Raw genomic sequence first — 13,326 nt, forward strand, 5'->3', positions numbered from 1 at the left:
CGGCCGGTCTAGCCTGGTTACAGGCGGGGGGAGAGGGCGATTGTGCCACTCAAGTTGGCGAGGCGGTGACTTTGCACCGGCGTCCTCGGGCCCAGCTGGCGGCCGGGCGCTGGCTGGCGGAAAGGCAGCTGGCTACAGCAGCCAATGATATTTCCGATGGGTTGGCCCGGGAAGTACTGGAAATATGTACAGCTTCCGGAGTGGGTTGTCAGGTGGAGGCAACGGCCATTCCTATCCACGCCGGGGCCCGCAGCATAGCCCGCACCCTGGGTAAAGATGCTCTGGAATGGGCTTTCAGGGGTGGAGAGGATTTTCAATTGCTCTTTACCTGTGCCGAAGCGGACTGGCACCAAATAGAAACGGGGCTGACTGCCCTTGGCTGTCAGCCGGCCCGCATTGGCCGCATTACGCCGCCGGAACAGGGAATGAGGCTGCTTACTGAAAAAGGGCCTGAACCCTGGCCCGCCGGAGGATATGATCATTTTACAGGAGGCAAGGAATAAATGTGGCAGATTGTATCTAACAGTCCGGAAACAACCGCCCTTCTGGGGGAATGGCTGGGGCAGGCTGCAGAAGCCGGACTGATTGTATTTTTGCAGGGGGATCTGGGGGCAGGCAAAACCCACTTTGCCCAGGGAGTGGCCCGGGGGCTGGGAATAACTGAACCTGTTAACAGCCCTACCTTTACTATTATCAATGAATACAGGGGACGTTTGCCTTTCTATCACATGGACTTATACCGTTTGACTGAACCAGAAGAAGGACTGATGCTGGGGATAGAGGAATACTGGTATGGAGATGGTGTAAGTCTGGTAGAATGGCCGGAACGCCTGGAGGAATACTGGCCTACCCACTTTCTGCAGGTGGAGATTCAATACGGAACAGAGGAAAACCAGCGCTACATAACAGTAACCGCCTTTGGGGCCTTGCCTGCCAGGGTACTGGCCTGCTGGCGACAGAAAGGAGAAGAACATGGTTTTACTGGCAATTGATACAGCTACCAGGGTAGCAGGTGTGGCTTTGCGTAATGAGGAGAGGTTATTGCTGGAGAAGTTCGTGAATTTGCGCCTGACCCATTCCCAGACCTTGCTGCCAGCCATCGATCAATTGTTACGGGAAGCAGAACTAACGCCCCGGCAGCTCACGGCACTGGCTGTTACCCATGGACCAGGTTCTTTTACTGGCCTTCGTATCGGCCTGGCAACAGTACGCACCCTGGCCCAGGTGCTGGCTATTCCGGTACTTCCCGTTTCCACTCTGGATGTACTGGCCGCTAATTATTGGGGTGGACAGGGCTGGGTTTGTCCCTTGCTGGATGCCCGCAAAAATCAGACTTATACTGCTCTTTACCGCTTGACAGGCGGGGAGCCGGTACGGCAGACTCCTTACCAGGCTTTGACTCTGGAGGAATTGGTGGAGCAACTGGATGCTACTGAGGGGACGATCTACCTGGTAGGGGATGGTGTCGCCGTCTTTGGTCGCGAATTACAGGCGAAACTGGGAGAAAGAGTAGTACTAACCCCGGAACCGCAGCGCTGGCCCCGGGCCGCCTGGCTGGCTGAGCTGGCCTGGCAGCGGCTTCAGGCCGGGGAAGGGCTGGAATGGTCCCGGGTCGAGCCTATGTACCTGAGACAATCGGAGGCGGAAGAAACCTGGGCCAGACGGCAGGGAGGGAGAGACAGAGAAAATGTGGCAAGTACGGCCAATGACCCGGGAAGATGTTAAGCGGGTAGCTGAAATTGAACGGCTTTCCTTCAGTATTCCCTGGTCAGAACAGGCATTTTTCAATGAGCTGGAGAATAATGAGCGCGCTCTTTATCTGGTAGTGGAAGGTCCACCGGGAGTGGTAGGGTTTGTAGGCATGTGGTGTATTGTCGATGAAGGACATATTACCAATATTGCCATTCATCCCGACTGGCGGGGACGGGGATTGGGTAAAAAACTGATGGAAGCCCTGTTAATCGAGGCGGAGCGCCGGGGCCTGGTGGCTGTTACCCTGGAGGTGCGTCCTTCAAACACTGCGGGACAGAGGCTTTATCGCAGTCTTGGCTTTACGGTGGCCGGGCGACGGCGAGGGTACTATCAGGATAATGGGGAAGATGCTCTGTTGATGTGGCTTTATCTGGACCAAGCTGAAGGGAAAGGAGAATGAGGTTTGTATCTTCTGGCAATCGAATCTTCCTGTGATGAAACAGCAGTAGCCATTCTGGGCCCTGCTCCCCGCTTGCTGGCTTCAGTGGTGGCCTCCCAGGTTCCTGTCCATCAAAAATTCGGCGGCGTGGTGCCGGAAATTGCCTCCCGTCAGCATTTATTAACCCTGAATCCGCTGCTGGAACAGGCCCTGCAACAGGCCCAGCTCAACTGGGAACACCTGGGAGCAGTGGCAGTAACCAGAGGGCCGGGTCTGGTGGGTTCCCTGCTGGTCGGGGTATCTGCAGCCAAAGCTATAGCCTGGGCGCTGAATATACCTTTAATCGGGGTTAACCACCTGGCCGGACATATCTATGCCAATTTCCTGGCTCACCCCGGGCTGGAATTACCCGCCCTCTGTCTGGTAGTGAGCGGAGGGCATACTGATCTGATTTATCTGCCGGAACATGGTCGTTTCGAACGTCTGGGTCGCACCCGGGACGATGCTGCCGGTGAGGCTTTTGACAAGGTAGCCCGGGCCCTGGGGCTGGGCTACCCCGGCGGGCCCCTGGTTGATCGGCTGGCCCGGGAAGGGAATCCGGAAGCCATTTCTCTACCCAGGGCTTTTCTGGAAGAAGGGAGTCTGGACTTTTCCTTTAGTGGTTTGAAGTCAGCGGTCCTCAATTATCTCAACCGGGCCCGCCAGCGGGGCGAAGAAGTGAACAAGGCTGACCTGGCGGCGGCCTTTCAGGAAGCGGTTATCGATGTACTGGTGGAAAAGACGCTGCAAGCGGCCGGGAGAACAGGAGTAGAAAGGATACTGCTGGCCGGTGGTGTAGCCGCTAACAGCTGCTTGCGCCAGCGGCTGGAGGAGCGCACACAACAGGCCGGTTTAAAGCTTTATTATCCACCGCTGGATCTATGTACTGATAATGCGGCTATGATCGGGGCTGCCGGCTGGTATCTCTGGCAGGCGGGTTACCGGGATGACTTGTATTTGAATGCTGAGGCTAATTTACCGCTGGTTTGATACTATTGGTACAAGAGGCACAAAAGCCATTACCTCCGCATAAACCTGTAGTAAATACCTCGCAGGAAGTAGGAGAAGAGAAATGAGCAAGGTTGACCCGCAATGGTTATCCGTTTCTCTTCCCAGAGAGAGGTTGTGTCAGTTATTGACTATCATCGAGATGCAGATAAAGGATCTAGAAAAAGCGGGGGTGAAACCGAGTAAATTGCTGGTTGATCGTACCACTTACATGCAATTATGTGCCTATGCAGCACTGCAAAACCAGGCAGCCCCAGTACAGTATTATAACGGCCTGGAACTGATAATCGGGCCTAATCCGCTAGAAGTGCCCTGTGTGTTAGCGGATGCACCGGTAGAATACTGGTTGTGGAAAAGAGAGGATTAAGGCCTCTCTTTTTTTGTGGATATGTGGGTAAATTCGCTGTGCATGTTGTGGAAAAATATTTGTGACCATAGAAAAATCAAGGATTTTATCTGTGGATAAGCCTGTGGATATTGTGGATAAACGAAAAAACGTTTGTTGAAACATTATTACAGGGCAGCAGGAATTTCCATGTTTTTGGCGAATATATTCCAAAATTTTTACTAACAGGTAAGGGGGAAGTTGGCAGGATGGCAGTAGTGGATCTCAAAACAGAACGGCTGCCGCGGGAAGAGTTAAGGCAAAAGCAGCTGGCAGCTTTGCAGGAAACGGTAAAACGGGTTTATGAAAAAGTTCCATTTTATCGCCAGGCCTTTGAAGCCAGGGGTATTACTCCGGCAGATATCAGGAGTCTTGAAGATTTGCGTTTCTTGCCTTTTACTACCAAACAGGATTTGCGGGATAATTATCCCTTTGGCTTATTTACTGTTCCCAAAGAGGAATTAGTACGAGTGCATGCATCCTCAGGTACTACTGGTAAGCCGACAGTAGTAGGCTATACCCGGCAGGATATTGCCAACTGGGCAGAGTTGATGGCCCGCTGTCTTTCCTGGACCGGGGTCAGGCCGGAAGATACTATTCAGATCGCCTATGGCTATGGCCTCTTTACCGGTGGTCTGGGTTTTCATTATGGGGCAGAAAGACTGGGTTGCACGGTTGTTCCTATATCCGGGGGCAATAGCAAACGCCAGATCATGCTGATGCAGGATTTTGGCACCAATGTTCTGGCCTGTACTCCTTCCTATGCTCTCTACCTGGCAGAGGAGGCAAGGGAACTGGGGGTGGACCCGCGGGAATTGCCGGTACGCATCGGTATTTTCGGTGCCGAACCCTGGTCCAATAACATGCGCAAGGAGCTGGAAGCAGCCTGGGGCATCAAGGCCCTGGATATTTACGGTTTGAGTGAAATCATCGGGCCGGGGGTATCCTGTGAATGTGAAGCCCAGAATGGCTTGCATATCAATGAAGATTACTTCCTGCCTGAAATCATCGACCCGGAAACCGGAGAAGTCCTGCCTGATGGGGAAAAAGGGGAACTGGTTTTCACTACTCTGAATAAGGAAGCCTTCCCGGTTATCCGTTATCGTACCCGGGATATTTCCGTCTTACACCGGGAAACCTGCAGCTGTGGCCGGACTTTTGTCCGCATGGAGAGAGTGATGGGCCGCAGTGATGATATGCTGATCATCCGCGGGGTCAATGTCTTCCCCTCCCAGGTGGAAAGCGTGTTGCTGGAAATCGGGGAAACCGAACCCCACTATCTGCTGGTGGTAGACCGCAAGGATAATCTGGACCAGCTGGAAATCTGGGTGGAAGTGTCTGAGCGCATGTTCTCGGACGAAGTACGCCGGCTGGAAGAACTGGAGTACAAATTAAGGCAGGAAATCCAGAGTGTCCTGGGCATTTCCGCCAGAATCAAGCTGGTGGAACCCCGGACCATTCCCCGCAGTGAAGGAAAAGCCAAGCGGGTTGTGGACAAACGGGAATTGTAGGAGGTGGGATGATGAAAATCAAGCAAATATCCCTGTTTCTAGAAAATAAGGCCGGTCGCCTGGTGCGGGTGACGGAAATTCTGGCCCAGCATCAAATCAATATTCGCGCCCTTTCCCTGGCCGATACCAGCGATTTTGGCATTCTGCGTTTGATAGTCAATGACCCGGAGACGGCTTATCAGGTGCTGAAAGCCGCTGGTTTTGCGGTCAGTATTACGGAAGTGCTGGCAGTGGAAATTGATGATACTCCCGGGGGTTTGAATGCTGCCCTCACTGCCTTGCAGGATGCCGGGCTAAATATTGAATATGTTTATGCCTTTGTGGAAAAGGCGACTGATAAAGCGGTTGTGGTATTTCGGGTGGAAGAACCGGAACGAGCCATCCAGGTGCTGACAGAAGCTGGCATTAATACCTTGCGGGGAGAAGAGGTCTATAATTTGTAACAAGAGCAAAAGGAGGCGACTGCCTCCTTTTAATGTTCCCTCTTCATTATGACCGTGAAACAATTGAACCGGACAGCATACCGATACCACGGAAGAACATGAGATAAACAAAATAGGGGAAGAATACAGGTTGCAAAAATTGTGTCCAGTTTTAGACTATTTTTTTACATTCTCAGTTGGTGTATAATAAAAGAGCATTTTAGTTTTAGAGGAGTGAGAGAGCATGGCGGAAAAGATCCTGCAGGCACCTGGTATGAACCGCTGTATTGCCTGCTATTCCTGCATGCTGGCCTGTGCCAGAACGGTTCATAAAAGTTTTAGCCCCCGGCAAAGTGCTATCCAGATTCGCACTCAGGGAGGCCTACAGTCCAAACTGGTAGCTGATATCTGCCGGGGCTGTCTGGATGCGCCCTGTGCCGCTGCCTGCCGGGTGGAAGCCTTGCTGCCCCGTAAGGGCGGAGGGGTTAAATTTAACCCCGATAAATGCACGGGATGCCGGGCCTGTGTTGAAGCCTGTGTAGTCAAAACCATCCACTTCGATGAACAGCGAGAAAAACCCATTATCTGCATCCAATGCGGGACCTGCACCCGTTTCTGTCCCCACGGAGTATTGACTATGGAGGTGCGGGGCTGATGTTTAATCAAGGTGGTATGCGGGTTTTAACCATAGATTTAAGCCGTCGCAAGATTGCCATTGAACGGCGCCAGGATTTACTGAACTGGCTGGGTGGGGTAGGAGTGGCCACGCAGTTGTTGAAAGAGCATCTAAAACCGGAGCTGGATCCATTTCATCCTGACCAGCCGATTATACTGGCTATTGGACCCATGTCCACAGTCTATCCGGTAGTAACCAAAGCAGTGGCCATGTTCAAGTCTCCGCTTACCGGCGAACTGGGGGAAAGCTATGCCGGGCTGCGCATTGCCATGGCCATGCGTTTTGCCGGCTATGATGCCATTGTCATTAAAGGGAAGGCAGAAAGCCCTGCTTATTTGACCATTACACCTCATCAGGTAGATTTTAATGATGCCCGGGCCCTCTGGGGCTTATCCACAGAAGAAACCGGACGACTGCTCAGACAGTTATCCCCTGGCAAAGGCCACCGTTCCACTTTGCGTATCGGTCAGGCCGGGGAGAAACTGGTAGCTTACGCGGGAGTAAATGTGGATACCTATCGCCATTTTGGCCGACTGGGACTCGGAGCGGTTTTTGGCAGCAAGAATTTAAAAGCCATTGTAGTTCATGGTGATCACAATTATCCCATTGCCAGGCCCCAGGAGTATCAACGGGTCTATAGCAAGATTTTCAGAAAAGTAGTGGAAACCGATATTATGGAAAAATACCACGGTCTGGGGACGACGGGCAATGTGGAGCCCCTGAATGAAATGGGGGGCTTGCCGGTTCGCAACCTGCAGGCTTCTTCCTATCCGGAAGCCCTTAATCTGAGCGGGGAAACTTTTGCCCAGGAGACTCTGATCCGTAAAATCGCCTGTGCCGGCTGTCCGGTAGGCTGTATTCATATCGGTATTCATCGCCGACAGTTTGCTGAAGGCTATGAATATGAGTCAGTAGCGGTTTCTTATGACCACGAACTGGTCTATGCCCTGGGTACTATGCTGGGATTAACTGACCACCGCCATGTTTATGCCTTGATTGAGCGGACCGAGCTCTATGGCCTGGATTCCATTTCCACCGGGGTGGCACTGGCCTGGGCAACTGAGGCCCAGGAAAAAGGGTTAATCGGAGAAGAGGAGTTGCTTACCCATCTGGCATTTGGTCAGCCGGAGCCCTATTTACAGGCCATGGATTACCTGATTAAACAGCCTAATGAATTCTATCGCACCCTGGCCCAGGGCACCTGGCTGGCAGCGGAACGTTATGGCGGGACTGAGTTTGCCTGTGTGCTGGGCAAAAACGAAGTGGCAGGTTATCATACCGGCTATGCTAATATCCTGGGCCAGGCCTTTGGCGCCCGTCACTCCCACCTGGACAATGGCGGCTATGCTATTGACCAGGAGCGAAAGGACCGGACTCCGGAAGAACTGGTAGATGCTATCATTCAGGAGGAGGAAATCCGCAACACCCTTAACTCCCTGGTTATTTGCCTCTTCGCCCGTAAGGTTTATGACCTGGCCACAGTAGCCGAGGGACTTAAGGCCCTGGGTTATGAGTGGACTGAAGAGCAGCTCAGACAGCTGGGCCGGGAGATATATAGAGAAAAAATGGTACTGAAGCGTCAGTTAGGATTTAAACTGGAACAGATCACCGTGCCCCGCCGGTTCTGGGAGACCCCGGCGCTGGGGCGGCAGCTGGATCCGGAGAAAATGGAGCAGTTGCGACAGATTATGATAGGGAGGCTATCACAACTGTGAAAAGAAAAACCTTTATTATCTGGCTGGTGGTCATGGCTCTGGCTGGATTGACCGGTGGTGCTGCGACGCGGTTTTATCTTACCGGGCAATGGCCCTGGCAAGCAGCTGAGCAGAATATAACTACAGATTCAACGGGCACAGAACAGCCTGCCCCAAATGCGCAGAAAAATCCGCCAGTGGTCCAGGATGAAACAACAGCGACTCCGGAAAAGCAGCCGGAATCTAATGGAGTAGAAAAACAGGTGGAGGGGCAGATTGTCACCATTGATTATCGCCAAAAGACCCTGACTTTGGACCAGGCCCTGGATGATAACAGCGAAAAAGTGGAAGGGAAACTGACTCTGGCCCCGGGGGCTGAGATTAAAATCGATGGCAAGAAGTCAGTCTTTAATGATATTGCAATTGGGGATTATGCGGTATTGAAAATCAATGACAGGAAAGAAATAACCTCCATAACCATCAAGCGATAGGAGGGACTGAAATGCTGGAGCAAGTCTGGGCCTTTACTCGCCGTTGCCGGGCCGAGGGGCAGGAGCTGTATCTGGTAGGGGGCTATGTGCGGGACTTACTGGCCGGGGTTGAAGCCAAGGATTTGGACTTTGTCGTCCCCCGCGGTCAGGGGCTGAATCTGGCCCGGCGCCTGGCAGATGAGCTGGCAGCCAGTTTTGTACCTCTGGATGAAGAGAATGATGTCGGTCGGGTGGTTGCCGGCGAACTGGTCATCGACCTGGCTGCCCGACAGGGCAACAGTCTGATTCAGGACCTGCGGCGCCGGGATTTTACCATTAATGCTATGGCCTTACCGCTGACAGAGGCAGGCCATCCGGCAGGGACGGACCAGATTATTGATCCCCTGGGAGGGCTGGGGCACTGGCGGGAACGGATGCTGGCTCCCTGTCATCCTCGCATTTTCCAGGATGACCCTGTGAGGCTTCTGCGGGCCCTGCGCCTTGCCGCCCGTTTCGGGTTGACCTTTGCCCCGGAACTGGAGGAAATGCTGAGCCGGGAACAAACCCTGCTGGCCCTGGCGGCCCGGGAAAGAATAGGGGAAGAAATCAGTCAGCTCTTTGCCCTGCCGGGGACGGCGGCCGTGATTACCGCCGACCTGGAGACGAGGGGGCTCTTTTACCAGGTTTGGCCGGAGCTGGAGGAAATGATGACCGCTGAACAGAATTTCCATCATACCGTGACAGTGGGACGCCATTGCCTGGCGGTACTGGAAATCATGGAAGAGATATTGGCCGAGCCAGAGCAATGGTTAGGGGCAGAACTGGCCGAGGTGGTAAAAAAGAGAGCGGTCGAAAGATTAACCCGCCACCCCAGGCAACGTTACCAGGTCTGGAAACTGGGGGCTCTGTTCCATGACATGGGCAAACCCAAAACCGCCATGACCAGGGAAAGCGGACGGATTGTCTTTTACGGCCATGAGCGGGAAGGAGCAACTCTCATCGGTCCTCTGGTCCGCCGCCTGACCTGGGGACGGCGAGAGGCCCAGTTGCTCCAAAAGCTGGTAGCTTTACATATGCGCCCTTTGCATCTCTTCAATACCCGGCCGGTAAAAGGCAAGCCCAGCCGCCGGGCTTTGTATCGCTTTTACCGGGACGTGGGAGAGGATTTACCTGACCTGCTGGTGCTGGCAGTAGCGGACCTGGCGGCAAAAGTCAAGTACAAACCGGACAAGGAAGAGTGGGAGACTTTCCAGGCCTTTATTTTGGGCTTATGGGACACCTGGCTCAAGGAAAAAGAACGCTGGCAACCGGAACCAATGCTGAGAGGGGATGAACTGGCAGCCGCTTTCCCGCACATCAAGGGGGCGGAAATCGGCCGCATGCTAAGGGAACTGCTGGAGGCTCAGGCTCTAGGAAAGATCCAGAACCGGGACCAGGCCTGGCAGCTGGTAAAAAGTTTAATCCAGTATACATGAGGACCAGGGGTTGCCGGGAGTGAAATCCTCTGCTATAATGAAAACATAACAGGGAATACAGGCGGTGCAAGGGCGTACCGCAGGCAAGCAATGGCGCTTCCAGGGGGAGAATATCCCCAGGAGGTGCCTTTTTATTTCTCCCGGAAAGGAGGAGGCTTATGTATGGAGTGCGGGTAGTGCTGGCTGATGCCAGTGAAAAAAACAGAAAAGAGCTGGTGCGCATCCTGTCCCGGGCTGGTTACCAGGTGCTGGGGGAAGCAGGGGACAGCCAGACAGCCCTGCAATTAATCCGCCAGACCTTGCCTGACCTGGTTGTTGTTGATATCAATTTGCCCCCGGCCGGCGGGCTGGAGCTGGTGGAAAAACTGGATGGGGGTCGGCTGGCAGCAATGGTGCTGACGGGAGAATATATTCAAGCGCAGACCCTTGAAAAATTGAAAGGCTTATGGGTTTTTGGCCTTATACTTAAGCCGGCAGGGGAGAATCAGGTGCTGCCTGCTCTGGCTCTGGCGGTAGCCAATTATCAGCGGCAAGTGGAATTGGACCGGGAACTGGATAAACTGCAACGGCAACTGGAAACCAGAAAGGTGGTGGATCGGGCCAAAGGGTTATTGATGAAACATTTCGGCCTCAGTGAAGAGGAAGCATTCCGGCGCATTCAAAAACAGAGCATGGATAAAGGCAAGCCAATGAAGGCCATTGCCGAGGCCATTATTCTGGCCTTTGAGGTAGAAGGGCAATGAAGTCCTCACTTTCAAATAGCAGAAAGGGTGAGGAACAATGAATATTAACAGCGGGGATACAGCTTTCATGTTAGTGGCTACAGCCCTGGTGATGCTGATGACTCCAGGACTGGCTCTCTTCTACGGTGGCATGGCCCGCAAAAAACACGTGCTCAATACTATTATGATGAGCCTGGCGGCTCTCGGACTTATCTCTGTACAATGGGTTGTTTTCGGCTATACTCTCAGTTTCGGTCCTGACTGGCAGGGGATTATCGGAGGCCTGGAACACCTGGGTTTGCAGGGACTGGCTGATAAAACCCTACCGGTAGCTCCCAGTATACCTGCTTTTGTTTTTATGGCATTCCAGTTAATGTTTGCCATCATTACTCCGGCCTTGATTTCCGGAGCCATCGCTGAACGGATGCGTTTTGGCGCTTATCTGCTCTTTATCCTGTTATGGGCAACTCTGATTTATGACCCTCTGGCGCACTGGGTCTGGGGCGGTGGCTGGTTGGCCAAACTGGGAGCCCTGGATTTTGCCGGTGGCCTGGTGGTGCATATCAGCTCCGGGGTTTCCGGTCTGGTAGCGGCTCTGGTCTTAGGCAAACGCCGCGGTTATGGCCATGAACCCATGGCACCGCACCAGGTGCCGATGACGGTACTGGGAGCCGGGCTGCTCTGGTTTGGCTGGTTTGGTTTTAATGCCGGCAGTGCCCTGGGAGCTAATGCTACCGCGGCTCTGGCCCTGGTTACTACCAACACTGCCGCCGCTGCAGCGGCCCTGGCCTGGATGTTTCTGGAATGGCTGCATCACGGTAAACCCACGGCCTTAGGAGTAGCAAGCGGCGCTGTGGCGGGTCTCGTAGCCATTACTCCAGCAGCTGGTTTTGTTTCGGTACTGTCAGCCCTGGCTATTGGTGCCATCGGTGGAGCTGTCTGTTACTTCGGGGTAGCCATTTTGAAGAAAAAGCTGGGCTATGACGATGCCCTGGATGCTTTTGGTTGTCATGGCCTGGGTGGCACCTGGGGGGCTATAGCCACCGGTATTTTTGCCATGGATGGTGGGCTGATCAGCGGCAAGACTGATTTGTTACAGGCGGAAATTATCAGTGTGGCGGCGACCTACCTGTTTGCCGGTATCGGGACGTATCTGATTTTGAAAGCAATTAACCTGTTCCTGCCATTACGGGTAGAAGCCGAGGAGGAAGTAACGGGACTGGATCTGACCCAGCATGGCGAAGAGGCCTATCCCGATTTTACTCTGGGCGGCCCCCTGTCTTCTCAACTGGGTATGAAGTGAGGAGGAGAGAGAAATGAAAAAAATAGAAGCGATTATTCGACCAAGCAAGCTGGAAGAAGTAAAAGAGGCCCTCAACCGCTTCGGGATTCAGGGTCTGACAGTTTCCCAGGTTTTCGGTTGTGGTCTGCAAAAAGGCTATACCCAGGTCTACCGGGGGGCAGAGTACAATATCAATCTGTTGCCCAAGGTGAAGATAGAACTGGTAGTACCGGCGGAGAAAGTGGATGAACTGGTGAAGTTAATCGCCGATACGGCCCGGGAGGGCAGGATTGGCGATGGCAAGATTTTCATATTACCGGTGGAAGATGCTTTGCGCATCCGTACCGGCGAGCGTGGAAATGGAGCTATTTAATAAGGGAACTTATTTCCTGGCGATAAATTTCGGGCTTACCGTACTCATTATTTTCCTGGAGGCGGTAAGCCCTTATTTGTTTAAATTTTCGGCCTTCAGCAGGAAATTTTTTCTTTTCGGCGAAGGCTTTTATTGAGTTTATGGGTGAAGGGAGAAAAAATGAAAGTTTTTGTAACGGGTGCCAGTGGCTATGTCGGGACTGCTGTGGTAAAAAAATTGCTGGAGCGAGGGCATGAGGTTATAGTCCTGCAAAGGTCCAGAAAAACCGGGATAAATCATCCGCAACTATCTTTAATAGCTGGCGATATAACTGATAGAGCCTCTCTGCCTGGTGGCATGGCTGGTTGTGAGGCTGTAATTCACCTGGTAGGCATCATTCGGGAAATTCCCGGCAGGAATATTACTATGCAGAGAATTCATGTTGAAGGTACCCGCAATGTGGTAGCAGAGGCCAGAGAAGCCGGGGTCAAACGATTTTTACATATGAGCGCCCTGGGGTCCAGGCCAGGAGCAGTTTCCAGCTATCATCAGTCCAAATGGGCAGCGGAAGAGATAGTCAGGCAATCCGGGCTGGCCTATACTATCTTCCGGCCCTCTGTTATTTTCGGCCAGGGGGGACCAGGGCCCAATTTTGTGGCCCAGCTGGCTGACCTTGTGCGTAAGGCTCCCCTGGTTCCAGTCATCGGGGATGGCTCTTTTCAACTCCAGCCTGTCTCCATTGCCAGTGTGGCCGAGGGATTTGCCCGCGGTCTGGAGACAACCCATACTTTGAATAAAGTTTATGAGGTAGGAGGACCGGAGCGCCTTTCTTATCTGAAGATTTTAGAGATGGTGGCAGAGGCCCTGGGAAAGAAGTTGCACAATATTCATCTCCCGGTGGGTTTAATGAAATTTCTGGTCCCCCTTCTGCAAAATGTGCCGGGATTCCCGCTCACGCAAGATCAGTTACTGATGTTGCTGGAAGGGAATGTGTGCGAGGACTGGCAGACATATTATCGGGATTTTGGGATTGAACCAGAACGCTTTCAGGTTATTTTGTAGCTCCAGCGCTGAAAGTTATCCAGGCTTATCGACCAACCCCTTCAGGGGAGGCGGTAAGCTTTTTTATTGCCAGAGCTGGGAACCAATAGTAGGGGTA

Annotated in this window: 16 protein-coding genes; all 16 read left to right on the top strand. The window is 53.0% G+C overall.

The features are described from left to right. Positions 1-503: thiamine-monophosphate kinase (locus JDF658_RS11060; protein ID WP_242946659.1), on the top strand; the 503-nt coding region annotated here is incomplete at its 5' end. Beyond that, positions 504-992 (top strand): tRNA (adenosine(37)-N6)-threonylcarbamoyltransferase complex ATPase subunit type 1 TsaE, encoded by a 489-nt coding sequence (gene tsaE, locus JDF658_RS11065; RefSeq protein WP_078666336.1) that lies wholly within the window; start codon positions 504-506, stop codon positions 990-992. After that, on the top strand, positions 973-1,725 hold the full coding sequence (tsaB, locus tag JDF658_RS11070; protein ID WP_079907668.1) for a tRNA (adenosine(37)-N6)-threonylcarbamoyltransferase complex dimerization subunit type 1 TsaB: 753 nt from the start codon (positions 973-975) through the stop codon (positions 1,723-1,725). Before tsaE ends, tsaB begins: the two co-directional genes overlap by 20 nt. Then, positions 1,688-2,152: a ribosomal protein S18-alanine N-acetyltransferase gene (gene rimI, locus JDF658_RS11075; RefSeq protein ID WP_242946660.1), complete on the top strand. Its 465-nt coding sequence runs from the start codon at positions 1,688-1,690 to the stop codon at positions 2,150-2,152. Before tsaB ends, rimI begins: the two co-directional genes overlap by 38 nt. Positions 2,153-2,155: 3 nt before the next feature. Further along, positions 2,156-3,160 (top strand): tRNA (adenosine(37)-N6)-threonylcarbamoyltransferase complex transferase subunit TsaD, encoded by a 1,005-nt coding sequence (gene tsaD / locus JDF658_RS11080; RefSeq protein WP_079907671.1) that lies wholly within the window; start codon positions 2,156-2,158, stop codon positions 3,158-3,160. Positions 3,161-3,242: 82 nt separating this feature from the next. Further along, positions 3,243-3,545 carry a hypothetical protein gene (locus tag JDF658_RS11085; RefSeq protein ID WP_078666334.1) on the top strand — a complete coding sequence of 101 codons (303 nt, stop codon included), beginning with the start codon at positions 3,243-3,245 and terminating at the stop codon, positions 3,543-3,545. Positions 3,546-3,772: 227 nt separating this feature from the next. After that, positions 3,773-5,074: a phenylacetate--CoA ligase family protein gene (locus tag JDF658_RS11090; protein ID WP_078666333.1), complete on the top strand. Its 1,302-nt coding sequence runs from the start codon at positions 3,773-3,775 to the stop codon at positions 5,072-5,074. 11 nt (positions 5,075-5,085) lie between these two features. After that, complete coding sequence (locus tag JDF658_RS11095) at positions 5,086-5,517, top strand: ACT domain-containing protein (RefSeq protein ID WP_078666332.1); 432 nt, start codon at positions 5,086-5,088, stop codon at positions 5,515-5,517. 223 nt (positions 5,518-5,740) lie between these two features. Continuing rightward, on the top strand, positions 5,741-6,151 hold the full coding sequence (locus JDF658_RS11100; protein WP_078666331.1) for a 4Fe-4S binding protein: 411 nt from the start codon (positions 5,741-5,743) through the stop codon (positions 6,149-6,151). Next, on the top strand, positions 6,151-7,887 hold the full coding sequence (locus tag JDF658_RS11105; protein ID WP_078666330.1) for an aldehyde ferredoxin oxidoreductase family protein: 1,737 nt from the start codon (positions 6,151-6,153) through the stop codon (positions 7,885-7,887). The genes JDF658_RS11100 and JDF658_RS11105 overlap by 1 nt, the downstream gene beginning before the upstream one ends. Continuing rightward, entirely contained in the window at positions 7,884-8,357 is a 474-nt protein-coding gene (locus JDF658_RS11110) for a hypothetical protein (protein WP_078666329.1), read from the top strand. The genes JDF658_RS11105 and JDF658_RS11110 overlap by 4 nt, the downstream gene beginning before the upstream one ends. A gap of 11 nt (positions 8,358-8,368) precedes the next feature. Beyond that, the gene (locus JDF658_RS11115; protein WP_079907673.1) at positions 8,369-9,811 is read left to right on the top strand and encodes an HD domain-containing protein; all 1,443 of its coding nucleotides are present in this window, start codon (positions 8,369-8,371) and stop codon (positions 9,809-9,811) included. A 158-nt stretch (positions 9,812-9,969) separates the two neighbouring features. After that, on the top strand, positions 9,970-10,554 hold the full coding sequence (locus JDF658_RS11120) for an ANTAR domain-containing response regulator (protein WP_079907674.1): 585 nt from the start codon (positions 9,970-9,972) through the stop codon (positions 10,552-10,554). A gap of 37 nt (positions 10,555-10,591) precedes the next feature. Continuing rightward, positions 10,592-11,836: an ammonium transporter gene (locus JDF658_RS11125; protein WP_079907676.1), complete on the top strand. Its 1,245-nt coding sequence runs from the start codon at positions 10,592-10,594 to the stop codon at positions 11,834-11,836. 13 nt (positions 11,837-11,849) lie between these two features. Next, positions 11,850-12,188: a P-II family nitrogen regulator gene (locus tag JDF658_RS11130; protein WP_078666325.1), complete on the top strand. Its 339-nt coding sequence runs from the start codon at positions 11,850-11,852 to the stop codon at positions 12,186-12,188. 159 nt (positions 12,189-12,347) lie between these two features. Further along, positions 12,348-13,229 carry a complex I NDUFA9 subunit family protein gene (locus JDF658_RS11135; protein WP_079907678.1) on the top strand — a complete coding sequence of 294 codons (882 nt, stop codon included), beginning with the start codon at positions 12,348-12,350 and terminating at the stop codon, positions 13,227-13,229. Positions 13,230-13,326: the final 97 nt, after the last annotated feature.

Origin of the sequence: Carboxydocella sp. JDF658 (assembly GCF_002049395.1) — a bacterium.
In the GTDB taxonomy this organism is placed as follows: Bacteria; Bacillota.

Coding starts and splice junctions, on each gene's coding strand:
- tsaE (WP_078666336.1), top strand. CDS start 504: ATGTGGCAGATTGTATCTAACAGTCCGGAAACAACCGCCCTTCTGGGG.
- JDF658_RS11105 (WP_078666330.1), top strand. CDS start 6,151: ATGTTTAATCAAGGTGGTATGCGGGTTTTAACCATAGATTTAAGCCGT.
- JDF658_RS11090 (WP_078666333.1), top strand. CDS start 3,773: ATGGCAGTAGTGGATCTCAAAACAGAACGGCTGCCGCGGGAAGAGTTA.
- JDF658_RS11100 (WP_078666331.1), top strand. CDS start 5,741: ATGGCGGAAAAGATCCTGCAGGCACCTGGTATGAACCGCTGTATTGCC.
- JDF658_RS11095 (WP_078666332.1), top strand. CDS start 5,086: ATGAAAATCAAGCAAATATCCCTGTTTCTAGAAAATAAGGCCGGTCGC.
- tsaB (WP_079907668.1), top strand. CDS start 973: ATGGTTTTACTGGCAATTGATACAGCTACCAGGGTAGCAGGTGTGGCT.
- JDF658_RS11085 (WP_078666334.1), top strand. CDS start 3,243: ATGAGCAAGGTTGACCCGCAATGGTTATCCGTTTCTCTTCCCAGAGAG.
- rimI (WP_242946660.1), top strand. CDS start 1,688: ATGTGGCAAGTACGGCCAATGACCCGGGAAGATGTTAAGCGGGTAGCT.
- JDF658_RS11125 (WP_079907676.1), top strand. CDS start 10,592: ATGAATATTAACAGCGGGGATACAGCTTTCATGTTAGTGGCTACAGCC.
- JDF658_RS11120 (WP_079907674.1), top strand. CDS start 9,970: ATGTATGGAGTGCGGGTAGTGCTGGCTGATGCCAGTGAAAAAAACAGA.
- JDF658_RS11130 (WP_078666325.1), top strand. CDS start 11,850: ATGAAAAAAATAGAAGCGATTATTCGACCAAGCAAGCTGGAAGAAGTA.
- JDF658_RS11135 (WP_079907678.1), top strand. CDS start 12,348: ATGAAAGTTTTTGTAACGGGTGCCAGTGGCTATGTCGGGACTGCTGTG.
- JDF658_RS11115 (WP_079907673.1), top strand. CDS start 8,369: ATGCTGGAGCAAGTCTGGGCCTTTACTCGCCGTTGCCGGGCCGAGGGG.